The organism is Aureibaculum koreense (assembly GCF_034296135.1).
In the GTDB taxonomy this organism is placed as follows: Bacteria; Bacteroidota; Bacteroidia; order Flavobacteriales; family Flavobacteriaceae; genus Aureibaculum.
In genome coordinates this window covers 240,575-264,603 of sequence record NZ_JAXKVV010000003.1, presented here as the reverse complement: position 1 = coordinate 264,603, position 24,029 = coordinate 240,575, and the positions used below count along the sequence as shown (strand labels likewise).

Genomic DNA, 24,029 nt, shown 5'->3' with positions numbered 1-24,029 from the left:
AATTATGGGTCATTACGAAGCACCTATTAGAGAGCCAATTATCACAGGCGACAAAAGTTACCATGATATTACATTAGACGTAGCCGCTCCAATTGAAGGTAAAGCCAATAAAAATTGGTGGATTGCTTTTATAATTTCATTAGTTGCCTTTTTATGGGGAGTTGGTGCTATTGCTTATACCATTGGTACTGGTATTGGTGTTTGGGGTCTTAACAATAGAATTAACTGGGCTTGGGATATTACCAACTTTGTTTGGTGGGTAGGTATCGGTCACGCAGGGACGCTAATCTCAGCGGTATTGCTGCTTTTCCGTCAAAAATGGAGAATGGGTATTAATCGCTCAGCAGAGGCTATGACCATCTTTGCGGTTTTTCAAGCAGGATTATTCCCGCTAATACACATGGGTAGAATATGGAATGGTTTTTACACTTTACCAGTACCCAATCCTTTAGGTTCTTTATGGGTAAATTTTAACTCGCCATTATTATGGGATGTATTTGCAATATCTACATATTTATCTGTTTCGTTGGTGTTTTGGTGGACAGGTCTTTTGCCTGATTTTGCGATGATCAGGGATAGAGCTACTAAACCTTTTCAAAAGAAAATTTACAGCTTGGTAAGTTTCGGATGGACTGGTAGAGCAAAGGACTGGCAACGTTTTGAAGAGGTTTCTTTGGTGTTGGCAGGTTTAGCTACACCGTTAGTACTTTCTGTACACACCATTGTATCATTTGACTTTGCAACTTCGGTAATACCGGGATGGCACAGTACGGTTTATCCACCTTATTTTGTTGCTGGAGCGGTGTTTTCTGGTTTTGCCATGGTACAGACTTTATTATTAATTATGCGTAAAGTTTGTAATTTAGAAGACTATATTACTAGGGTACATATCGAAAATATGAACAAGGTAATTTTGGTAACCGGTGGTATTGTTACCGTTGCCTATTTATCAGAATTGTTTGTAGGATGGTACACTGGTAGTAGTTACGAAGATTTCGTGTATTTGTCCGTAGGTGCTGCAACAGGCCCTTATTGGTGGGCATTTTGGTCGTTGATTATTTGTAACTCCATTATCCCACAATTATTTTGGTTTAAAAAAATTAGAACAAATTATATTTGGACATTCATTATCGCTATCTTTATCAATATAGGTATGTGGTTTGAGCGTTTTGATATTATAGTTATCAATTTAAGTAGAGGGCATTTACCATCATCATGGACACAATTTTCACCAACATTTGTTGATATAGGTATATTTATAGGTACATTAGGATTCTTCTTTGTGTTGTTTTTGTTATATGCCAGAACATTCCCTGTTATTGCCCAGGCCGAGGTTAAATCTATTTTAAAATCATCAGGTAATAATTATAAAAGGCTGAGAGACAATCCACAAGCGGCAAAAGCGGTGGTTAAAAAGGAAACGGTTATTGTTAAGGATGAAGATGTTACTATTGTAAAGGAAGAAATTGTTGTTGAAAAACCGATTGTTGATGTTGATGACACACAGTCGAAAACAGATAGTTTACTTGATAAATTGGGTAAATTTGATCCTACCACTCAAAAGGCCGATAACCTTAAAAAGATAAGCGGTATTGGTCCGGTAATGGAAAAAACATTGAACCAAATAGGCATTTACACTTTTGCACAAGTTAGTAAAATGACAAATGAAGAATATGACTTGTTAGATTCGATCACAGGTACTTTCCCTGGAAGGGCACAAAGAGACGATTGGGCAGGACAAGCTAATAAACTTAAATCGTAATTATGAGTTCTAAAGTAATACACGCATTGTACGATGATGATGATGTGCTTTTAAACGCCGTAAAGGAAGTACGTGCGGCACACCATCATATTGAAGAGGTTTATACACCTTTTCCCGTTCACGGTTTAGAAAAAGCAATGGGCATACCACCAACGCGTATGGCCATAACGGCATTTTTATTTGGTGTAACAGGCTTGGCTTTTGCAATTTGGTTTTTGAATAATATTATGATTGTGGATTGGCCACAGAATATAGGAGGTAAACCAAGTTTTAGTTTTTTGGAAAACATGCCTGCATTTGTGCCTGTTATGTTTGAAATGACGGTATTTTTTGCCGCTCACTTAATGGTAATTACGTTTTACATGCGTAGTAAAATATGGCCGTTCAGAAAAGCGGAAAATCCAGACCCTAGAACTACTGACGATAAATTTTTAATGGAAGTTGCTGTGGATGGAAACGAAAAAGAAGTGACAAATTTACTTGAAAGAACAGGTGCAGTAGAAATAACCGTAAAAGAAAAACACTAATATAAGATGAAGAGTTTTATCAAATATACTTCAATAGTAACTTTAGTTGTGCTTATGGCTTCTTGTGCTGGTGACAGCCAAAGAAGTAGGGAAGTTCAATATATGGGCGATACGGATATGTATGAAGCCGTACCTTACGAGACTTATTCGTCAAATCCGATATTAGAGGATGGTATGTCGGCTCAACATCCTGTTGCAGGTACTATTGCCAGAGGAAAAACAATGTATGATGTGCCAAATTCTGAAATCGGATATCAATACGCTAAGGATTCCGTACGTTCGCCATTATGGGAAAAAGCACCAACAGATTCTGTTGCCAAAATTTCTGATGAAAATATGAGCCAAGGTAAATATTTATACGGTATTTACTGTGCTTCATGTCACGGCAATACAGGTGATGGTCAAGGTGTACTTGTGCAGAACGAAAAGTTTTTAGGTGTGCCAAGTTACAAAGACAGGGAAATTACTGAAGGTAGTATTTACCATGTAATAATGTATGGTAGAAATTTGATGGGGTCGCATGCTTCTCAGTTGAATGACAAAGAGCGTTGGCAAGTAACACACTATGTAGAACAATTAAGAAAAGATTTGTTAAAATAATATTGATTTAGCAAGAATTAAAAGATATGTACACAGTTTCAAGTAGATTAAAAACCTTTACGATAGCATTGATGATTATTGGTGCTCTTGGTGTGGGTTATGGCTTTTTTACAACACCAAAAACCGTAGAAGATGTTAAAGAAATAATGCATAATGCGGATGATTCTCATGGAGCACCAACAACTACTCACGGAGAAGAAAATGCCAAAGATGTTCATGCAGTAAAGTCGGCTGAAGATCATGCTGATGCGGAGGCTGGTCATGATAATGAAGATTCTCACTATGAACATGTATTAACACAAGCTAAGAACAGACCTTGGACCGCTATTTATGTACCTATGATATTCTTTTTATTAATTAGTGTGTGTGCCTTAGTTTATTACGCTATTCAAAGGGCGGCCAGTGCCGGCTGGTCTCCAGTACTGTTTAGGGTTATGGAAGGAGTAACGGGTTATATTGGCATTGGTTCTTTAATTGTGTTGGCGTTTTTAATAGCCTCTGCAATGCATGCCAATCATATATTTGCTTGGATGTTTGTAAGCTCTGACCCAACTGCGGCCAATTATGATTTTGCCATGGAGACTAAAGAATGGTGGTTAAATGTGCCATGGTTTTTAATCCGTGCGGTAATCTATATTTTAATTTGGGTTGGTTTTAGGCATTTTATCCTGAAAAGTTCTAGAATGCTCAATGAAACAGGTGATTTGAAATATTTTAAGAAGAGCTTTACTTTATCGGTTGTCTTTTTAGTTGTCTTTTTAGTTTCTGAATTATTTATGGCATTTGACTGGCTAATGTCTATTGATCATCACTGGTTTAGCCAATTATATTCATTCTATGTTTTTGCAAGTATGTTTGTGTCGGCAATAACCGTGATAGCTTTAGTAACCATTTATTTAAGATCTAGAGGATTTTTACCACAGGTTAATGATAGCCATGTACATGATTTGGCAAAATATATGTTCGCGTTTAGTATTTTTTGGACTTACCTTTGGTATGCACAGTTCATGCTACAGTGGTATGCAAATATTCCAGAAGAGGCTACTTATTTTTATCCTAGGTTAATAGGCGAATACCAACCATTGTTTATAGGCATGCTAATTATGAATTTTGTGTTCCCAATTTTAGTATTAATGAACAGTGATTATAAAAGAATACCATGGTTTGTAGTATTGGCAGGGTTAATTATTTTAACGGGTCATTATTTAGATGTATTTGTAATGGTTAATCCAGGTACGGTGGGTAGTCATTGGCATTTTGGCATTCCTGAAATAGGGGCATTAATGTTCTTTGCAGGGTTATTTATTTTTGTAGTGTTCAATTCACTTACAAAAGCACCATTACATCCTAAAGAGAATCCATTTATTAAAGAAAGTGAAATTTTTCATTATTAAAAAATATCAAGCATAACAGATGAAGGCACTATTTTTTATTATCATTTTTGTAGTTTTAATTGTTGCTTGTTGGCAATTTGTAAAATTATTGGGCTTAACAAAAGTTGATAATCAAACCGCTACAGAAAAAGAAAATAACATTAACGGATGGTTAATGCTTGGTTTAATGGGCTTTATTTATGGCTTAATGATATACACCCTTTTTCAAGGTCGTATCGTTTTGTTGCCCGAATTATCTGCTTCCGAAGAAGGTCACCACATAGATGTACTTTTTAAAGTGACTATGGCTTTAATTTTGGTAGTTCAATTTATAATGCAGTTTTTACTCTTCTATTTTACTTTTCAATACAGAGGAACTGACACCAGAAAAGCATACTTTTTTGCCGATAGCCATAAATTGGAAACAATTTGGACTGTAATTCCAGCAATAGTACTTTCCGGGCTGATTATTTATGGTATTTGGACATGGAATAATGTAATGGATTCTTCTGATGCTGAAAATCCCATATTTATTGAATTGTACGGAAAACAGTTTCAATGGGACGCCCGTTATGCAGGAGAAGATAACCAATTAGGGAATGCGAATGTTCGTTTTATCGAAGGAACCAATACCATGGGTGTTGACATGACGGATAAAAATTCAGCTGATGATATTCCACTGGTAGTTAACGAGGGGCAATTTGTTAAGGAACTCCATATCCCAAAAGGAAGAAAAGTAATATTCAAGATTCGTTCTCAAGATGTGTTGCACTCTGTGTACATGCCTCACTTTAGGGCTCAAATGAACGCAGTACCTGGTATGGTAACGGAAATTGCTTTTACACCAACTGTAACAACTGCTGAAATGCGTTTAAATGAGGATACTAAAGCAAAATTTGATGCTATAAATGTACTTAGGGAAGAAAAAGGGGAAGAGGCTGTAGAATTTGATTATCTAATATTGTGTAATAAAATTTGTGGATCTTCACATTATAATATGCAGTTAAAGGTTGTGGTAGACGAAGAAGCTGACTTTAAAAAATGGTTGGCTGCTCAAAAGACCTATGCTCAATTGAATACTAAATAATAAAAAATAAATATTTTAAAATATGTCAGATCATCATCATAAAGAAACTTTTGTAACAAAGTACATCTTTAGTCAAGATCATAAAATGATTTCTAAGCAATATCTTATTACGGGTATTGTTATGGGTTGTATAGGCGTGTTTATGTCTATGTTATTTCGTTTGCAATTAGCCTACCCTGAACAATCGTTCAGTATTATAGAAGCGTTTTTAGGCAGAGCGGGCGAAGGTGGTGTTATGACGCCAGATATGTACCTTTCCTTAGTTACCATTCACGGTACCATAATGGTATTTTTTGTATTAACGGCCGCATTAAGTGGTACGTTCAGTAACTTACTTATTCCGTTTCAGATTGGTGCAAGGGATATGGCATCGCCATTTTTGAACATGCTTTCTTATTGGTTGTTCTTTTTATCTAGTGTAATCATGGTCATTTCATTATTTGTTGAAACTGGCCCAGCTAATGCAGGTTGGACAATTTATCCACCATTAAGTGCATTGCCACAGGCTATTTCAGGTTCTGGTTTAGGTATGACGTTGTGGTTAGTATCAATGGCTATATTCATTGCCTCATCATTAATGGGAGCATTAAACTATATAGTGACGGTATTGAATTTAAGAACAAAAGGAATGAAAATGACAAGATTACCATTAACAATTTGGTCATTTTTTGTAACAGCTATTATCGGTGTGGTTTCATTCCCTGTGTTATTGTCAGCAGCATTATTACTGATAATGGATAGAAGTTTTGGTACTTCTTTCTTCTTATCGGATATATATATAGCCGGTGAAGTATTACATTATAAAGGAGGTTCCCCGGTATTGTTTGAACACTTATTCTGGTTCTTGGGTCACCCAGAGGTTTATATAGTTATTTTACCTGCTATGGGTATAGTTTCTGAAGTATTGGCAACGAATTCCCGTAAACCAATTTTTGGTTACAGAGCGATGATTATTTCCATAATTGCCATTGCATTTTTATCTACCATTGTATGGGGACATCATATGTTTGTAACTGGTATGAATCCGTTTTTGGGTTCTGTGTTTACATTTACAACTTTATTGATTGCAATTCCATCAGCTGTAAAAGCCTTTAACTGGATAACCACCATATGGAAGGGAAATCTGCAATTGAATCCTGCCATGCTATATTCTATCGGTTTTGTGTCGACATTTATTACAGGTGGATTGACAGGATTAATTCTTGGAGATAGTGCTATTGATATTAACGTGCATGATACTTATTTTGTAGTGGCTCACTTCCACTTGGTAATGGGTGTATCTGCCATATTCGGGATGTTTGCCGGTGTGTATCATTGGTTCCCTAAAATGTATGGTAAAATGATGAACAAAGATTTGGGGTATCTGCATTTTTGGCTAACAGCAATTTCCGCTTATGGTGTATTTTTCCCAATGCATTTTGTAGGGTTGGCAGGTTTACCAAGACGTTATTATAACAATACGGCATTCCCAATTTTTGATGATTTGTTACATATAAATAAAGTAATGACCATCTTCGCTATTATTGGCGGATTGGCTCAAATTATATTTTTGGCAAACTTCTTCTTTAGTATTTATAAAGGCAAAAGAGCACCTAAAAATCCTTGGAAAGCAAATACCTTAGAATGGACTACACAAATTGAGCATATTCATGGTAACTGGCCTGGAGAAATACCAGCCGTACACCGTTGGCCTTATGACTATAGTAAGTTAGATGAGAATGGCGAACTTTGGGGCGGACAAGATTATACGTTACAAACGGTACCGATGCGTGAGGGTGAGGAGGATTTTAGTTAGTATGATACAAAAAAAGCCTTATTTTGAAGTTTTTTTACAAGCCTACTAATTAGATTTAAACCTTATTTTGAATTTTAATTTTTCTTTCAAATATATTAATAAAGTGTATATGAAAATGGAAATCCCAATCATTTCCAGTGTTTCCTCAATGGTATAGAGAATTGAAATTAATGTTTGAGAGGGTGTTTCAATGGTAACAGCTTTTGACCCAAGCATTTCTAAACCAACAGCTCCAGTGATATAAACACCGCCAGAAATAATAAATAAGAATCTTATCTTTTTTGGTAATTTTAATAGAAAGTATTTAAAATAAACTATCGCCAGAATTATTACAAATATGCTATAAGGAATCACCCATGAGTAATACAGAACTCCTGTGAACTTAAACTTATTTTCTAAAAAACTTCCGATTCGTTCGTGGATGGATATAAATTCATCTACAGATAAAAACAAAAAGCAAATTGACAAGATCATCCATAGCAGATAATTATTGCCTAATTTTTTATGAATTAAACTAATTAATGCAAGTAAAAATGTGCAAAAAAACAAAATTAGAGTAGAGAAGTATGTCGGTACATTTGATTCTTGATCTAAATTGAACATTTCAAAAATAAATTTATTATAATAGTTAAGATTTATTTTCGCTATAATTACTACACAGTTGGCGGTAACTATAATCAGAATACATAGTACTAATAATTTTAACGTTTTGGTTGGGTTGATATTTATTTTCATTGATTTTTTAGTTTGTTGTTTAGGAAAATTATATATACCAATGAAACAATCCCAATCAAAAATTCTATATATTCAGAGAGTCTTTGCAGCCCTATATCATAATTTTTATTTATTGGAAAAAAATCAGCGTATAAATCAATAAGAGTAACTATTGTAATAACAATTAGGTAAGAATATAATATTTTAGGAAGAGTTAATAAACTGAGATTATTATTATTCTTAAATACCAGAAAGCCTAGCAATCCTCCAACACCAAAAATAAGTCTGAAATATTCAGACTTCCCCTGTAATCCATTTAAATTGTGTAGTGTGAGTTCTTGTTGAGCATTTAGTTTTTTAAAATTATTAGGCGTTTCAAAATTAAAAATTTGTTGTCCCCAAGCAATTTCTTCCATTGCAATAAATAATAAACCGATTATAAAAATGAGTAAAATTACCCATAGGTAAGTTTTTATATTCTTAAAATAAATAAACAAGAATCTAAATCCTATAATACTGGCTATAAAAAGGAAGATAAATGTTAACATTTCTATTAAATTATTTTCCTTAAGAATGTTTAAAGTAAATTGTTGTGTTACTGAATATGCTAACATTAACCCTACTAGAGGTACCGTTATAATTGGAAATATAAATAGACCAATATAACTTAAATATGATATCCTTAAATAATCACAGTCATTTTTAAACATATATCTCATAAATTGTAAATTTGATTAAATTAAGATACAAATGTTATCTTAGATATTTATAAAACAACAAACAATCAGAACCTCCTACTTTCGTTTATTTTTTTCTTTTTTATGTATTACTTAATCGATAACTATAATATTAGAAACAACCCATTGTGCATTATGATTTAAAAGAAAAAAAGTTGTTCATCTTACTGAAAATCAGCAAATTGATTTAACCACAAATCATTAACAATGAACAGCTTAAATGCAAATTACAAAAGAATATTGGAAGTATTACGAAAAATATCAAAAGAACAACTTTTAAACTATCAAAGGCGTCAACCAAAGCTTAGTGATTTAGAACTTATTAGTTTGGGTTTAACCGCTGAATTTATAAGAATAGATAGTGAAAACGACTTGTTTAGAAAACTTCCAAAAAATATATTAGAAAAAATCAAACGTAGTGTCTACAATAGAAGACGAAGGAAACTTGCTAATAATCTCAATAATATTCGGTTAAAATTAGCTTCCGCTTTTAATGAGTTTGAAAATCATTTTGTTGTAGACAGTATGCCTTTAGAAGTTTGTAAATTATCAAGAAGCTAACGTGCCAAAGTCTGTAAAGAAGCTGCTTATGCGTTTCCGGACAAAGGCTTTTGTGCTGCACAAAACGCTAACTATTATGGCAATAAATTACTCGCTGTTTGTTCTGTAAACGGTGTTTTTCAAAATCTTGACTTAAGTCCTGCTTCTATACACGATGTAAATTATCTCAAGGATATTAAGATGCAGATAAGTGATTGCACGTTAATTGGCGAAAGAGGTCATTTGTCGGCTAACATTCAACTTAACTTATTTGAAACCTGTAACATAAAGCTAAACACGCCTAAGAGAAACAATCAAAAGGATTACAAAAAACAACATTATGCGTTTAGAAAAAAGAAAAAAAAGGATAGAAACATTTTTAGAATAACAAATAAAAGCTAAATAGGGTTATCTTTGAGAAAACAATCCTACTCAAATGCGATTCCTTAAAAAACTACTCAAATACTTATTGGTTTTAATTATCCTAATCGCGGTTGGAGTATATTTCTTTCTTCAAAGCTTAAAACCAACCTATGAAGGTGAATTAAAATTAGCCTCATTGACAGACAAGGTTGAAGTTTATTACGACAATTACGGAATTCCACATATTTATGCTCAAAACGAATTGGATGCACGAAGAGCTTTAGGCTACGTCCACGCCCAAGACCGACTTTGGCAAATGGAAGTAATAAGGCGTTTGGCAGCTGGCAGACTATCCGAACTTTTTGGCGAAAAATTAATTAGAACCGACAAATTCTTTTCAGGTTTGGGTATAGAAGAAGCCTCAGTAAAAACCATTGCCGAATTAGATAAAAGTTCAGAATCTTATAAGCAGACTATGGCATATTTAGATGGCGTCAATCAATTTATAAAAGACGGGCCAAAACCAATAGAGTTTTACTTATTAGGAATAGATAAGGAAGAATACACACTTAACGATGTCTATAATGTATTTGGTTATATGGCATTCAGTTTTGCCATTGCCCACAAAACGGATCCGCTATTGACTCAAATAAAAGAGAACCTTGGTGATGATTATTTAAAAGAACTTAACATTCCCATTACTGATAATTCTACACTCATAAAAAATGAAGTCAATCCTATTTTAAAAAAAGGTCTTGCTCAAGCGGTAAATGATCTCTACGAGAATTTGCCTGTTTCGCCCTTTATTGGGAGTAATGCTTGGGTAATTGGACCAGAAAAAACCAAAAACGGAAAAGTTATTTTGGCAAATGATTCACATATAGGTTTTGGGCAACCTTCGGTGTGGTACCAATCGCATATTAAAACACCAGATTACGAAATGTACGGTTATAATTTGGCATTAACGCCTTTTCCATTGCTTGGGCATGACAGGCATTATGCTTATGGAGTTACCATGTTTGAAAACGATGATGTCGATTTCTACTTCGAAGAAAATAACCCCCAAAACCCAAATGAATATAAAACCCCAAATGGTTATGAAACTTATAAAATTATAGACAAAGAAATAAAAGTAAAAGATGCCGAACCCATAAAATATCAAATCAAGGTCAGTAAACATGGTCCAGTTATGAACGATATTATTGAACATATTACTGACGAGCGACCAATAGCCATGAGTTGGATATACACCCAATTACCTAATAAAATGCTAGAAGCGTCTTTTGGAATGTCACATTCAAAAACACTCCACGATTTTAAAAATGCAACAGCATTAGTTCACGCTCCTGGTTTAAATATTATGTATGGCGATGCCGATGATAATATTGCTTGGTTTGCAGTCGCGAAGTTGTATAAATTGAATGATAGTGTAAATTCCAAAACCATTTTAAACGGAGCGAGCGGGACGGATGAAAAAATTGCGTATTTAGATTTTTCTGAAAATCCACAAGCTATAAATCCGAAAAGTAAGTATGTGTATTCTGCAAATAACCAGCCTGCCTCGCCGGCAGTCGGGCCTGATTCTATTGCAGGAAGGTTATATCCGGGTTATTATTTAACGGAAGACAGAGCGAAGCGTATAGTAGGGTTATTGGAAGCCAAAAACGATTTTACCAAGGAAGATGTTATGGAAATGATTAATGATGTTACAAGCTCGGTAACGCCATCAATAGTAGAAAATGCCTTAAGAAGTATTAAAGCATATGATTTTTCAGACTCCGAGAAAAAAGCTATTCAAACCCTACAAAATTGGGATGGTAGTTATAATTTAGAGAGTGTTGCTCCCACAATTTACAATCGCTTTTTATATGAGTTTTTAGTCAATACTTTTAAAGATGAAATGGGTTCGAGTTTTGAGTTATTTCTCAATAACCGTTTACAAAAGGAAATGAACGCTGTACAAATGGCAAAAGACAGTTCCATTTGGTGGGATGATATAAGTACAAAAAATAAGATTGAAACCAAACAAGACATAATTACCAAATCCTTAAAAAATGCAGTTACTTTTTTAGAAAGTCAACTGGGAAATTCCGTTGACCAATGGACGTGGAATAAAGTCCACACCCTAGAACACAAACATCCAATGGGTGAAGTGGCAATGTTGCGAAAATATTTTAATGTGGGACCTTTTGAAATCAACGGAGGTTCAGAAGTGATTAATAATTTAGGCTTTAAATTGGACAGCACTGGGTATTATCAAGTAACTTCAGGTCCTTCTACACGAAGGGTTATTGACTTTTCTGATGTTGAAAGCAGTATGAGTATTTTACCTACTGGGCAATCTGGTAATGTGTTAAATAAGCACTATAAAGACCAAGCGGAGAAGTTTAACAAAGGCGAGTTTGTACCAATGTTGATGAATGAAAAGGTGATAAAAGAGTTTGAGAGGAAGTTGGTGTTGATGCCTGAAAGCTATTAAATTGCAACCATATTCGATATAACCACGATGTGGTTATACATAGGTATAACATTTATGAAAAACCTACTTCTGACAATATTATTCTCAATTGGATTTAACTTTATTTATAGTCAAACTGAGTTTTCGCAACATTCAATCGATTTTTCCAAGAACAATAATAAAAGAAAAGTAAATGTATCAGAAGTTTCAATAATTGTAGATGGGATTAAAATTAATGGAAAAAAACTTGGACAAGCTTATAGATTTCCTAAAATTGATTCGTCCAAAACATTTAATTTTTTCATTAAAACAAATAAAATGAGATTTAATTCAGGACCTTATAAGGCTTGGATTTTGAATAAGGGCTCAAACATAACTCTGGGAAAAATAACACGGACAGACAAGCTTTTATCGGTTGCGAAATATAACGGAATGGAAAAAAATGAAGAGAATTATGAAATATTTTCAAAACGTTTTTTCATACCAAACGGTTTTACGATTGACATAAACAACCATGAAAAAATTAAGCGTCTTGACTATTTAGTTATTAATCCAATCCAAAAGGGAGATGGAAGTTATGTATTAACCAAAAAAATAGTTAAACTCAAAAAATAAAAGCGTTTGAAAACTAAGGATTTAATTATAAGCATTCGACACATTCTGAAAAATATCAAGTTAAAAACAAAATGAAACTCACCAAAGAACAATTGGATGCTTGTGCGTATATATTTGAGAAAGCTAACGGTAATGAAACATCACAATACGAAGAAAAAACAATTGCTGAATCTGGGCTAAAAAATTTAAACCCATGCGAATTGAAAATCCAAATTATCAACGGACTGAATGACGGGCTTTACTTGGACTCAAAAGAGCGAATAAGTGCTTATTGGGCTTTGAGTAAAGTTCACGATAAGAATTTAATTCCTAATTTTAGAATATGGCTTAAAATAGAACTTGAAAAACAAGATTCTGTCGCAATCTATCAATTAATGATTGCCTTAGGTAATTTAGAAGAAGCTGTTTTCAATAAAAATCGAAAAGGAAGTGCATTCAACGAAACTGAATTGAATTTAAGGGATGCAGAAAATTATTTAAAAAAGATTTGAATATCCATAATTAATAATAATATTGTATACGTCATGCTAAACTCGTTTCAGCACCTCATATCCATTTAACATTCATCCGTTTGTCAGATGTGGTTCTGAGACAAGATCGGGGTGACAAACGGATTATTTAACATTACGGACAATCTAATAAAGAATTAGTTTATACATATATAAAATGGAAATTAAAATAAAAAACATAGCCCTACTTATTATTTTTCTCCTTGTTATTATTTTTATAATGATTAATCAGAACTTTACTGAAAAAGTGAAAATGGAAAGCTATGAGGAACAATTCCATAAAGTTTTAACTAAAGAACAATTTTATTTTTCAGGAATTATTATTTCGACACATGAAGAGGAGTATGGGGCTGGATTTCTATGCCTAAAAAAAATTACTACTAATAAAAAATCAGGTTACTTGTTTACTATAAATAATAACTTTGTAGCTGGCGTTTACAATAATACTATTAAGTATATTGGGGATATTTCCATAACCAACGCTGTCGGTGAACTAGATAAAATAAAAAAAGGAGATTCTGTTAATTACAACATTGACTTAAATAATAAAATTACCATATATAGAAATAATGATTTAATACTAAAGAGAGATGCATTCGTTTATAAAGTCAATTATAATCAAGATTATAGATTTATTGATTGTGAATAACCTCCCGCTGGGCGAAGTGTAGAACAAATTTAAATGCTACGCTGTGCGAATGTCCCTCTGCTCCCGCCAGTTTGCAACTAGTGGCTTTTTCTAATTCTTATCCTCTTTTTCCTTAACTTCAGGATTTATGTTCATTTGCTGAAAAACAGAATTGGTAAGATTATCAAATTTACCTTCATCCACATATTTGCGTACCTGTTGCGGATTAAAATTACCGTTCAAATAAAATACGGAATTGCTTTTGGCCCCATTTTTATAAATGATAATTTCTTTTACTACATCCTTTTTTTCTCTCAGGCTAATTAAAGTCCTGATATCGTCATTGTTTTTCCGATATACATCAACAAAATTTTTAGAAACCAAACTATTGATTTCATTACTAATTCTATTGGCCTCAATATCTGTTTGGGGGCTTAATTGTATATATCTTATATCACGTACATTTCCCATAAAACTATTCATTTCACCAGAACTATGCCTTAATAAGCTCAATAAATATTGTGGCACTTGTATAGCGGTTACTTGTGGGTCGTTTTTATGAGCATTGTAAAAACTATTGATGGAATTGTAACTGCCACAAGAAAGTAATGAAAATGCAAAAAGCAACAAAATAATTTTTTTCATAGAATTGAGATTTTGTATAAAAATACTAAAATTTAATTAAGGATTAATTAGTTGGATTTTTAAAAATAAATCTTAACTTTGTTATTGTAATGAAAATAAAAAAATTATCAAATAGTATTATTCTTAACATTGTGATTATTAAATCGCAATGAATAGGAATGTAATATTATTTTAATAATATATGAACCTTCCTAATTTTAGGAAGGTTTTTTTTTGAATTGAATATAATATAATGCATGCAGTAAAATACTGAAAATAAGACATTTAAGTTAAATACAAAATTTTGAATTTAATGTAACCATAGTAAAGGATACAAGAATAAATTGAACAAATATTACTTTCGACAGTTCAAACAGAAAAATAACAAGTCTGTCGTTAAAAGATAAGCAAATTTTATGATTAATAAATACAGTAGAGTAGTTACCCAAGACGATACACAGCCAGCTGCACAAGCCATGTTACATGCGGTTGGGTTGTCAGATGAAGATTTCAATAAACCATTAGTTGGAATTGCCAGTACAGGTTATGAAGGCAATCCTTGTAATATGCACCTGAACGATTTGGCAAAACTTGTTAAAAAAGGCACAAAAGAAGCAGACGTAGTTGGGTTAATTTTTAATACCATTGGCGTAAGTGATGGAATTTCTATGGGTACACCTGGTATGAGGTTTTCATTGCCTTCACGTGATGTGATTGCCGATTCCATGGAAACCGTTGTGCAAGCTATGGCATATGACGGAATGGTTACTGTTGTAGGTTGTGATAAAAATATGCCTGGAGCCTTGATGGCAATGTTACGGTTAAATAGACCTTCTATTTTGGTCTATGGAGGAACGATTGCTTCCGGTTGCCATAACGATAGAAAATTGGATATTGTTTCTGCTTTTGAAGCTTGGGGCGAAAAGGTTGCAGGTACTATGCAAGAAACGGAGTACAGAGCAATTATCCAAAAGGCAATTCCCGGAGCGGGAGCTTGTGGAGGTATGTACACTGCAAATACAATGGCCTCAGCGATTGAAGCATTGGGTATGGCGTTGCCATATAATTCATCAAATCCTGCCATTAGTAAAGATAAAGAAGCAGAAAGTATCGCAGCTGGTAAAGCAATGCGGCTTTTACTGGAAAAAGATATTAAACCATTAGATATTGTTACGCGTAAATCATTGGAAAATGCTGTGCGATTGGTAACTATTTTAGGAGGATCAACCAATGCGGTATTGCACTTTTTGGCCATTGCCAGAGCGGCAAATATTGAATTTACATTGGCAGATTTTCAACATATTAGTGATACAACACCTTTCTTGGCAGATTTAAAACCTAGTGGTAAGTATTTAATGGAAGATGTACATCGTGTCGGTGGAATTCCCGCCGTGTTAAAATACCTTTTGGTTAAAGGTTTATTACATGGTGATTGTTTGACCGTAACAGGAAAAACCTTGGCGGAAAATTTAATTGATGTTCCAGATTTGATGGAAAATCAAGATGTAATTAAACCTTTGGAAAGTCCTATTAAAGAAACTGGTCATCTACGAATTATGTTTGGTAATTTGGCGGAAGATGGTTGCGTAGCAAAAATTACGGGTAAAGAAGGTTTGCGTTTTAAAGGTACAGCAAGGGTTTTTGATAGCGAATTTGAAGCTAACCGAGGTATTGGAGAAGGAAAGGTTCAAAAAGGAGACGTAGTGGTGATTCGTTACGAAGGGCCAAAAGGAGGTCCTGGTATGCCAGAAATGCTAAAACCAACAGCAGCCATTATGGGTGCAGGCTTAGGTAAAGATGTGGCATTAATTACAGATGGTCGTTTTTCTGGCGGTACACACGGTTTTGTGGTAGGGCATATTACACCCGAAGCACAAGATGGTGGTACAATTGCCTTGGTTGAAAATGGTGATGAAATCATAATTGACGCAGAAACCAATAGTATTTCAGTAACAGTTTCTGATAATGAATTAAAACGAAGAAAAGCCAATTGGAAACAACCTGATTTAAAATTTAATAAAGGAGTATTATACAAATATGCAAAAACGGTTTCGTCAGCATCTAAAGGGTGTGTAACCGATGAGTTTTAAAGTAAGTACAATTGAATAAATAGCCCGCTTAAGATTTGGGTAAATATTTTCTTAAGCGGAGAACATGAAATTATATACGAAGTCTAAAATGTTTTTTGCCACGAATTCACTAATTTGTATGTGGAATTATTTGGTAAAAAGTAATTTCCACGAAACCCCCCTCCGAAGGAGGGGGCTAGGGGGAGGCTATAAAACAATAACAATTATGAGTACAGAAACACAAACTGTTAAAAAAACAGCAACTTCTAAAAAAGTAACCATTTCGGGTGCGGAAGCCGTTATAAAATGTTTATTAGAAGAGGGTGTTGATTTAATTTACGGATATCCCGGTGGGGCAATTATGCCTGTTTATGACGAGCTTTATAAATATCAGGATAAACTACATCATGTATTAACACGTCACGAACAAGGTGCAACGCATTCCGCTCAGGGGTTTGCCCGCGTAACTGGAAAAGTAGGTGTGGCTATTGCAACTTCAGGCCCTGGAGCAACCAATTTGGTTACAGGTATTGCTGATGCTCAAATAGACTCAACACCAATGGTTTGTATTACAGGTCAGGTTGCAAAACATTTATTGGGTTCTGATGCTTTTCAGGAAACCGATATTATTGGTATTTCTATGCCGGTTACCAAATGGAACTATCAAATTACCAAAGCCTCTGAAATTCCAGAAATTATGGCAAAGGCTTTTTATATTGCTCGTTCAGGAAGACCAGGTCCCGTGTTAATAGACATAACAAAAAATGCTCAATTTGATTCGCTGGATTTTGAATATGAAAAATGTACTTCGGTACGAAGCTATAAAGCTGTACCTGAAGTGAAGGAATATGCTTTAAATGCAGCTGCTGATGTTATTAATGAGGCTAAAAAACCTATGATTGTTTTTGGGCAAGGTGTAATTCTAGGTGGAGCTGAAGAAGAGTTTAAAGCCTTTATTGAAAAATCTGGAATTCCCTCGGCGTGGACTATTTTGGGCTTATCAGCATTGCCAACTGACCACCCTTTAAATGTGGGAATGGTTGGTATGCACGGTAATTACGGGCCTAATAAATTAACAAACGAATGTGATGCACTTATTGCCATCGGTATGCGATTTGACGATCGTGTTACGGGCGATTTGACAACTTATGCCAAACAGGCAAAAATTGTTCATTTTGAAATTGACCCTGCCGAAATTGATAAAAATGTAAAAACGGATGTAGCCGTGTTGGGAGATGTTAAAGAGACATTAGCTAAAATCCTTCCAAAAATTAATAAAAATTCCTATCCGGAATGGATGCAGGAATTTAAGGATCACATGGATATTGAGGTAGAAAAAGTTATTAAGAATGACATTCACCCCGTTAAGGAAAAACTGACCATGGGCGAAGTTATCAATCAGATAAACGAGGCTTCAAATGGTGATGCTATTATCGTTTCTGATGTGGGGCAACACCAAATGATTGCTTGTAGATATGCTAAATTTAACCAAACACGAAGTAACGTTACTTCTGGTGGTTTGGGCACTATGGGTTTTGCATTACCAGCGGCCATTGGTGCAAAAATGGGCCAACCGGATAGGGAAGTTGTGGCAATAATCGGAGATGGTAGTTATCAAATGACCATTCAAGAACTAGGTACAATTTATCAAACAAATGTACCCGTAAAAATTGTGGTGCTTAATAATGACTTTTTAGGAATGGTTCGCCAATGGCAACAATTATTTTTCGATAAAAGATATGCCTCAACGGAAATGATAAATCCTGATTTTGTTACCATTGCGAAAGGCTATCATATTGAAGCGGAATCCGTATCAAAAAGAGAAGATTTGGCAAGTGCCGTTCAGAGAATGTTGAAGTCGAAAGATGCTTTCTTTTTAGAAGTTAAAGTAGAAAAAGAAGATAATGTGTTCCCGATGATTCCATCTGGAGCGTCAGTATCAGATGTTCGATTGAGCTAAGTCCACAATAATTTTAATATAATAATTACATGGAAGATATTCAAAAATTCACATTTTCGGTTTATACCGAAAACAATATTGGCATTCTAAACCGCCTTTCGGCTATATTTTTAAAGCGTCATATCAATATTGAAAGTATGACGGTTTCTAAAACTGAAATAGATGATGTACGCCGGTTTACCTTTGTGGTTAATATTACAAAAGACCAGGCAGATAAATTGGTAGGTCAATTAGAAAAACAGATTGAGGTAATCAAAGCTTATACGCATACAGAAGATGAAATTATTTATCAAGAAACAGCTCTTTTTAAAATTTCATCCAAGCATTTGTATGATGAGGACATTCAAAGCCGACTGAAGTTCAGAAGGGCAAATATTGTGGCAATTACACCTAATTTCTTTGTGATAGAAGCCACAGGTTTGAAAGATGAAATTGATAATATGTACGATAAACTGAAACCTTTTGGTTTGTTGCAATTTGTGCGTTCGGGCAGAATCGCCATCTCAAGGTCTAAAATGGCTATTTCTGAAATGTTACAAGCGTATAATTGAGGTTAATAGAATTATTTTAGTGAGAATTGTCCCCTTGAGGATTATTGAAATGAAAATATATTTTCATTGAAGATACAGAGCGAAGCTCATTAGGGGTGTTTCATCACAGTTGTCAGCGTGTAAATTTTTGGCACGAACCCGCCTGCCGGACGGGCAGGTGCACGAATTATTAGAGGACAATGGTAAAAAAACAATTGGCTCAAATTCCCTTCCCTTTGGGAAGGGTTAGGGATGGGATACTAAGAATTTTAAAATTAAAAATCAAACAATAATAAAGAATAATAAAAATGACAAATTATTTTAACACACTTCCATTAAGATTACAATTAGAGCAATTAGGTCAATGCGATTTTATGGATCAATCAGAATTTACCGAAGGTGTAAAGGCATTAAAAGGTAAAAAAATTGTAATTGTAGGTTGTGGTGCACAAGGCTTGAACCAAGGGTTGAACATGCGTGATTCTGGATTGGATATTTCGTATGCCTTAAGAGAAGGGGCAATCAAAGAAAAGAGACAATCATTTAAAAATGCAAGTGAAAATGGTTTTAATGTTGGTACTTACGAAGAGTTGATTCCAACTGCTGATCTTGTTTCCAACCTAACACCGGATAAACAACATACCTCGGTTGTAAAATCAATAATGCCCTTGATGAAAAAAGGAGCAACATTGTCGTATTCCCACGGTTTTAATATTGTTGAGGAAGGCATGGAAGTTCGTAAAGATATTACCGTAATTATGACCGCACCAAAATGTCCAGGTTCGGAAGTTCGCGAAGAATATAAGAGAGGTTTTGGTGTACCAACATTAATTGCAGTACACCCTGAAAATGACCCAGAAGGGAAAGGTTTTGAACAAGCTAAAGCCTATGCTGCAGCAACAGGCGGGCACAGAGCGGGAGTTTTAAATTCATCTTTTGTAGCTGAGGTAAAATCCGATTTAATGGGTGAACAAACCATACTTTGTGGACTGCTACAAACTGGTTCAATCTTATCTTTTGATAAAATGGTTGAAAAAGGAATTGATGCGGGTTATGCCTCAAAATTAATTCAATATGGTTGGGAAACGATAACAGAAGCTTTAAAGCACGGTGGAATTACCAATATGATGGACAGGTTGTCAAATCCTGCCAAGATAAAAGCATATAATTTGTCAGAGGAATTGAAAGATATTATGCGTCCACTTTTTCAAAAACACATGGACGATATTATGAGCGGTCATTTTTCTAAAACTATGATGGAAGACTGGGCGAACAACGATAAAAATTTGTTAAGCTGGAGGGAAGCCACTGGCGAAACTGCTTTTGAAAAAACAGAAAATACAAGCCAGAAAATAGCTGAACAAGAATATTTTGACAATGCCGTTTTAATGGTTGCATTTGTAAAATCAGGTGTGGAATTGGCATTTGAAACCATGACGGAAGCTGGTATTAAACCAGAATCTGCATATTACGAATCGTTACATGAAACGCCATTAATTGCGAATACTATTGCCAGAAAAAAATTGTTCGAAATGAACAGGATTATTTCTGATACCGCAGAATATGGTTGTTACTTATTTGACCATGCTTGTAAGCCATTATTAACCGATTTTATGAAAGGCATTGATACCGATGTAATTGGTACAACTTTCGGAAAAGGTAAAGATAACAGTGTTGAAAATCAAGAATTAATAGCAGTTAACAAATCCATCAGACAACATCCCGTTGAGGAAATTGGAGCAAGTTTAAGAGCTTCTATGACCGCGATGAAGAAGATTGTTTAGGTAGAGGTGATCGTTAGTCGTTGGACTAGTGGCCGTTGAAAAGTAGCTAAATTAACTGTAACTGACCTGCAAGGTTTTTACTTGTCCGCCGAAGCTTTTGTTTCTGAGCGAAGGAGGAAAACCTTGTAGGTCTTTTTCGTATCTTTCCTTCATTAAGTTTAAAACATAAAAAATCAAATGAGTCCGAACCCACAAATAATAACCTTAAAATCCGTCAAACAAGCCGCTGAAATCTTAAGAGAAGTGGCTATAAAAACGCCTTTGCAAAAGAATCTTAATCTATCCTCAAAGTTTGGTGCTAATATTTTATTGAAACGTGAAGATTTACAACAGGTAAGGAGTTATAAAATCAGGGGTGCGTACCATAAAATAAGTTCGTTATCCACCAAGGAAACTGAAAATGGAATTGTTTGTGCCAGTGCGGGAAATCACGCACAAGGTGTTGCTTTCGCCTGTAATAAGTTAAAAATAAAAGGCACTATTGTGATGCCTGCACCCACTCCAAAACAAAAAATAGAACAAGTTAAAATGTTTGGTGGTGATTTTGTTGAAGTGCTATTGATCGGCGATACTTTTGATGACGCTTCAAATAGTGCTAAAAAACTGTGTTTGGACCAACATAAAACATTTGTACACCCTTTTGATGATATAAAAATAATTGAGGGACAAGCGACAATTGGTTTAGAGATTATTGAACAATATAAAGTACCTATTGATTATGTTTTTTTACCTGTTGGTGGTGGTGGATTGGCCTCGGGCTTATCCAGTGTTTTTAAGTTTTTATCTCCACACACCAAAATAATCGGTGTAGAACCAGAGGGAGCACCCTCAATGAAAACGGCAATGGAACATAATAATGTAGTGATATTAGAAACTATTGATAAATTTATTGACGGAGCAGCGGTAAAAGAGGTTGGTCAATTACCTTTTGAAATTTGCAGGGAAAATCTATATAAAATGATTACTATACCAGAGGGGAAAGTGTGTCAGACTATTTTAGATTTATATAATAAAGATGCCATTGTGGTTGAGCCCGCCGGGGCATTGTCTATTTCGGCTTTAGATATTTTTAAAGACGAAATTAAAGGTAAAAATGTAGTATGTATTGTCAGTGGTAGTAATAATGATATTACCCGAACATCAGAAATTAAAGAACGGGCATTGTTATATGCCAATTTAAAGCATTATTTCATTATCCGGTTTCCTCAAAGAGCAGGTGCTTTAAAAGAATTTGTTGCTGAAATTTTAGGAACAAATGACGATATTACACACTTTGAATATTCTAAAAAACACAGCAAAGAAAATGCCCCGGCCGTGGTAGGAATTGAATTGAAAAACGAAGAGGATTTAGAACCGTTAATCACTAGGATGAAGGCCCGTAATTTCTTTGGAGAATATATAAACAACAAACCTGATCTATTTGACTTTTTGGTATAAATAAATAGTTTAGATGTTGATGAGTTTAGTAGATTAGTTGGTTCTGTTATTATTCCTTCTGTCATTCAGAGCGAGCAAAGAAATGGTTATCAATCAGGGGAGAATTAAGGCGAGTGAAGAATCTCATAATCATTATTAGAAATTACATCGTTATAGTTGTTTTTTGCAAAACGCATCTTTCTTTATTTTTTAAAATGGTAATTTTACTTTTTAAAATGAAACCAACATGAACATTCCAACGCAATACCAAATAAAAACACCATTACATCAAAAAAAATATTTAATTAATGGTGAGTTAAAAACATGGACAGGTAAAACTACTGAAGTGTTTTCTACTATATCTACAACAGAAACTTACAAACCAACGTTGCTAGGCACAATTCCGTACATGGAAAAAGAAACAGCCATTGAAGCACTTGAAGCTGCTTGCAATGCCTATGATAAAGGCCAGGGAAATTGGTCAACGATGAGGGTAGAAAAGCGTATTGCTTGTATGGAAAAGTTTGTAGAGTTGATGAAGAAAGAAAGGGAAGAGGTAGTGAAGCTTTTAATGTGGGAAATCGGTAAATCCTTACCCGATTCTCAAAAAGAATTTGACCGTACCGTAGATTATATCTACGACACCATTGAAGAATACAAACAACTGGACAGAGATAATGCAAAATTTTCTAAAGAGGACGGAATTTATGCACATATACGCAGAGGACCTTTGGGTGTTGTGCTGTGTTTAGCACCTTATAATTATCCGCTAAACGAAACATTTGCATTGTTAATTCCCGCTTTAATAATGGGGAATACGACAATTTTTAAGCCCGCAAAACACGGTGTATTGTTGATTTCTCCTTTATTGGAAGCCTTTCAAAAGAGTTTTCCTAAGGGAGTGGTAAATATAGTTTATGGAAGAGGGCGTCAAGTAGCCGCACCAATTATGCAAAGCGGTAAAATAGATGTTTTGGCATTGATTGGTAATAGTAAATCTGCTATTGCGTTACAAGACCAACACCCCAATAAAAACAGATTGAGATTGGTATTAGGATTGGAGGCTAAAAATCCTGCCATTATCTTGCCAGATGCTGATTTAGAATTGACTATCAATGAATGTATTGCTGGTACATTATCATTTAATGGGCAACGGTGTACCGCGTTAAAATTGGTTTATGTGCACGAAGACATTCAAGAAGAATTCAATAAACGTTATGCAGAAAAAGTTGATGCGTTAAAATTCGGTAACCCATGGGAAGAAGGTGTAAAATTAACCCCTTTACCCGAACCTGATAAACCCGCTTATATTCAAGAATTGATTGATGATGCTTTAGCAAAAGGAGCCGAAATTATCAATAAAAAAGGTGGTGAAACTACGGAAAATTATATTTTCCCTGCGGTATTATATCCGGTGAATAAAGATATGCGAGTATATAATGAGGAACAATTTGGCCCCGTTGTACCGATTATTCCTTTTGCAGATATTCAAGAGCCATTAAGTGATATGGCAGATTCTAACTATGGACAGCAAGTCAGTTTATTTGGACAAAGTGTACAGACCTTGGCTCCATTGATTGATACCTTGGTCAATTTGGTATGTAGAGTAAATTTAAACAGTTCTTGCCAACGTGGCCCCGATGTTTTTCCGTTTACAGGGCGTAAAGATTCGGCAGTAGCTACGCTTAGTGTACACGATGCTTTACGTTCTTTTTCTATAAGGACTTTTGTGGCTTCAAAAGATAATGACTATAATAATAAAATCTTGTTAGATTTGTTAAAATCTAGAAAATCTAATTTTATAAGTACGGATTATATTTTGTAGGAGGTTTTGTCAAAAATTTTACTAAAATATTTTATCTTGTAATTATTAAACGTATAGATGCAATACATTTATATAATTGTTACGGATAATTTCTGAACCACTCATGTAATAAA

Annotated in this window: 19 protein-coding genes and 1 pseudogene; 17 read left to right on the top strand and 3 right to left on the bottom strand. The window is 34.5% G+C overall.

The window, feature by feature from the left end:
- The first annotated feature begins 1 nt into the window (after position 1).
- From nrfD to UMM65_RS04900, 6 genes are read left to right on the top strand one after another with little or no spacing between them, the layout of a single operon-like run.
- Positions 2-1,762: an NrfD/PsrC family molybdoenzyme membrane anchor subunit gene (gene nrfD / locus UMM65_RS04925; protein ID WP_321975400.1), complete on the top strand. Its 1,761-nt coding sequence runs from the start codon at positions 2-4 to the stop codon at positions 1,760-1,762.
- Positions 1,763-1,764: 2 nt separating this feature from the next.
- The gene (locus UMM65_RS04920; RefSeq protein WP_321975368.1) at positions 1,765-2,289 is read left to right on the top strand and encodes a DUF3341 domain-containing protein; all 525 of its coding nucleotides are present in this window, start codon (positions 1,765-1,767) and stop codon (positions 2,287-2,289) included.
- A 6-nt stretch (positions 2,290-2,295) separates the two neighbouring features.
- Positions 2,296-2,889, top strand: a complete 594-nt coding sequence (locus UMM65_RS04915) for a c-type cytochrome (protein WP_321975367.1) — start codon at positions 2,296-2,298, stop codon at positions 2,887-2,889.
- A gap of 26 nt (positions 2,890-2,915) precedes the next feature.
- A complete protein-coding gene (locus UMM65_RS04910; RefSeq protein WP_321975366.1) occupies positions 2,916-4,283 on the top strand; it encodes a quinol:cytochrome C oxidoreductase in 1,368 nt (455 codons plus the stop codon).
- A 19-nt stretch (positions 4,284-4,302) separates the two neighbouring features.
- Positions 4,303-5,349, top strand: coding sequence for a cytochrome c oxidase subunit II (locus tag UMM65_RS04905; RefSeq protein WP_321975365.1), 1,047 nt, complete (start codon positions 4,303-4,305; stop codon positions 5,347-5,349).
- 22 nt (positions 5,350-5,371) lie between these two features.
- The gene (locus UMM65_RS04900) at positions 5,372-7,144 is read left to right on the top strand and encodes a cytochrome c oxidase subunit I (protein ID WP_321975364.1); all 1,773 of its coding nucleotides are present in this window, start codon (positions 5,372-5,374) and stop codon (positions 7,142-7,144) included.
- A gap of 45 nt (positions 7,145-7,189) precedes the next feature.
- On the opposite strand, the gene UMM65_RS04895 is transcribed toward UMM65_RS04900, so the two are convergent.
- On the bottom strand, positions 7,190-7,879 hold the full coding sequence (locus UMM65_RS04895) for a hypothetical protein (RefSeq protein WP_321975363.1): 690 nt from the start codon (positions 7,877-7,879) through the stop codon (positions 7,190-7,192).
- A complete protein-coding gene (locus UMM65_RS04890) occupies positions 7,876-8,577 on the bottom strand; it encodes a hypothetical protein (RefSeq protein ID WP_321975362.1) in 702 nt (233 codons plus the stop codon). Before UMM65_RS04890 ends, UMM65_RS04895 begins: the two co-directional genes overlap by 4 nt.
- 225 nt (positions 8,578-8,802) lie before the next feature.
- Between UMM65_RS04890 and UMM65_RS17715 the strand changes: the two are divergent.
- From UMM65_RS17715 to UMM65_RS04865, 5 genes and pseudogenes are all read left to right on the top strand, one after another.
- Positions 8,803-9,516: pseudogene (locus tag UMM65_RS17715) on the top strand (IS982 family transposase); the annotation flags it as partial.
- A gap of 55 nt (positions 9,517-9,571) precedes the next feature.
- Positions 9,572-11,977: a penicillin acylase family protein gene (locus UMM65_RS04880; RefSeq protein WP_321975360.1), complete on the top strand. Its 2,406-nt coding sequence runs from the start codon at positions 9,572-9,574 to the stop codon at positions 11,975-11,977.
- A gap of 54 nt (positions 11,978-12,031) precedes the next feature.
- The gene (locus tag UMM65_RS04875) at positions 12,032-12,571 is read left to right on the top strand and encodes a hypothetical protein (RefSeq protein ID WP_321975359.1); all 540 of its coding nucleotides are present in this window, start codon (positions 12,032-12,034) and stop codon (positions 12,569-12,571) included.
- Between the two features lie 71 nt (positions 12,572-12,642).
- Positions 12,643-13,062, top strand: a complete 420-nt coding sequence (locus UMM65_RS04870; RefSeq protein WP_321975358.1) for a hypothetical protein — start codon at positions 12,643-12,645, stop codon at positions 13,060-13,062.
- 175 nt (positions 13,063-13,237) lie between these two features.
- A complete protein-coding gene (locus UMM65_RS04865; protein ID WP_321975357.1) occupies positions 13,238-13,729 on the top strand; it encodes a hypothetical protein in 492 nt (163 codons plus the stop codon).
- A 90-nt stretch (positions 13,730-13,819) separates the two neighbouring features.
- Here UMM65_RS04865 and UMM65_RS04860 read toward each other — a convergent pair whose 3' ends face one another.
- A complete protein-coding gene (locus UMM65_RS04860) occupies positions 13,820-14,353 on the bottom strand; it encodes a DUF4252 domain-containing protein (protein ID WP_321975356.1) in 534 nt (177 codons plus the stop codon).
- A 395-nt stretch (positions 14,354-14,748) separates the two neighbouring features.
- Between UMM65_RS04860 and ilvD the strand changes: the two genes are divergently transcribed.
- From ilvD to UMM65_RS04830, 6 genes are all read left to right on the top strand, one after another.
- The gene (gene ilvD / locus UMM65_RS04855; RefSeq protein ID WP_321975355.1) at positions 14,749-16,422 is read left to right on the top strand and encodes a dihydroxy-acid dehydratase; all 1,674 of its coding nucleotides are present in this window, start codon (positions 14,749-14,751) and stop codon (positions 16,420-16,422) included.
- A 205-nt stretch (positions 16,423-16,627) separates the two neighbouring features.
- The gene (gene ilvB, locus UMM65_RS04850; protein ID WP_321975354.1) at positions 16,628-18,361 is read left to right on the top strand and encodes a biosynthetic-type acetolactate synthase large subunit; all 1,734 of its coding nucleotides are present in this window, start codon (positions 16,628-16,630) and stop codon (positions 18,359-18,361) included.
- 29 nt (positions 18,362-18,390) lie between these two features.
- Positions 18,391-18,912, top strand: coding sequence for an acetolactate synthase small subunit (gene ilvN / locus UMM65_RS04845; protein ID WP_321975353.1), 522 nt, complete (start codon positions 18,391-18,393; stop codon positions 18,910-18,912).
- A gap of 287 nt (positions 18,913-19,199) precedes the next feature.
- A complete protein-coding gene (ilvC, locus tag UMM65_RS04840; protein ID WP_321975352.1) occupies positions 19,200-20,675 on the top strand; it encodes a ketol-acid reductoisomerase in 1,476 nt (491 codons plus the stop codon).
- A gap of 177 nt (positions 20,676-20,852) precedes the next feature.
- Positions 20,853-22,112: a threonine ammonia-lyase IlvA gene (gene ilvA / locus UMM65_RS04835; protein WP_321975351.1), complete on the top strand. Its 1,260-nt coding sequence runs from the start codon at positions 20,853-20,855 to the stop codon at positions 22,110-22,112.
- Between the two features lie 226 nt (positions 22,113-22,338).
- Entirely contained in the window at positions 22,339-23,916 is a 1,578-nt protein-coding gene (locus UMM65_RS04830) for an NADP-dependent glyceraldehyde-3-phosphate dehydrogenase (protein ID WP_321975350.1), read from the top strand.
- Positions 23,917-24,029 lie beyond the last annotated feature (113 nt).

Excerpts from the sequence above, each read along its gene's own strand:
- UMM65_RS04890 (WP_321975362.1), bottom strand. The coding sequence starts at position 8,577 with ATGAGATATATGTTTAAAAATGACTGTGATTATTTAAGGATATCATAT.
- UMM65_RS04860 (WP_321975356.1), bottom strand. The coding sequence starts at position 14,353 with ATGAAAAAAATTATTTTGTTGCTTTTTGCATTTTCATTACTTTCTTGT.
- ilvD (WP_321975355.1), top strand. The coding sequence starts at position 14,749 with ATGATTAATAAATACAGTAGAGTAGTTACCCAAGACGATACACAGCCA.
- UMM65_RS04895 (WP_321975363.1), bottom strand. The coding sequence starts at position 7,879 with ATGAAAATAAATATCAACCCAACCAAAACGTTAAAATTATTAGTACTA.
- ilvA (WP_321975351.1), top strand. The coding sequence starts at position 20,853 with ATGAGTCCGAACCCACAAATAATAACCTTAAAATCCGTCAAACAAGCC.
- UMM65_RS04830 (WP_321975350.1), top strand. The coding sequence starts at position 22,339 with ATGAACATTCCAACGCAATACCAAATAAAAACACCATTACATCAAAAA.
- UMM65_RS04905 (WP_321975365.1), top strand. The coding sequence starts at position 4,303 with ATGAAGGCACTATTTTTTATTATCATTTTTGTAGTTTTAATTGTTGCT.
- UMM65_RS04910 (WP_321975366.1), top strand. The coding sequence starts at position 2,916 with ATGTACACAGTTTCAAGTAGATTAAAAACCTTTACGATAGCATTGATG.
- ilvC (WP_321975352.1), top strand. The coding sequence starts at position 19,200 with ATGACAAATTATTTTAACACACTTCCATTAAGATTACAATTAGAGCAA.
- ilvB (WP_321975354.1), top strand. The coding sequence starts at position 16,628 with ATGAGTACAGAAACACAAACTGTTAAAAAAACAGCAACTTCTAAAAAA.
- UMM65_RS04900 (WP_321975364.1), top strand. The coding sequence starts at position 5,372 with ATGTCAGATCATCATCATAAAGAAACTTTTGTAACAAAGTACATCTTT.
- UMM65_RS04920 (WP_321975368.1), top strand. The coding sequence starts at position 1,765 with ATGAGTTCTAAAGTAATACACGCATTGTACGATGATGATGATGTGCTT.
- ilvN (WP_321975353.1), top strand. The coding sequence starts at position 18,391 with ATGGAAGATATTCAAAAATTCACATTTTCGGTTTATACCGAAAACAAT.
- UMM65_RS04875 (WP_321975359.1), top strand. The coding sequence starts at position 12,032 with ATGAAAAACCTACTTCTGACAATATTATTCTCAATTGGATTTAACTTT.
- UMM65_RS04870 (WP_321975358.1), top strand. The coding sequence starts at position 12,643 with ATGAAACTCACCAAAGAACAATTGGATGCTTGTGCGTATATATTTGAG.
- UMM65_RS04865 (WP_321975357.1), top strand. The coding sequence starts at position 13,238 with ATGGAAATTAAAATAAAAAACATAGCCCTACTTATTATTTTTCTCCTT.
- UMM65_RS04880 (WP_321975360.1), top strand. The coding sequence starts at position 9,572 with ATGCGATTCCTTAAAAAACTACTCAAATACTTATTGGTTTTAATTATC.
- UMM65_RS04915 (WP_321975367.1), top strand. The coding sequence starts at position 2,296 with ATGAAGAGTTTTATCAAATATACTTCAATAGTAACTTTAGTTGTGCTT.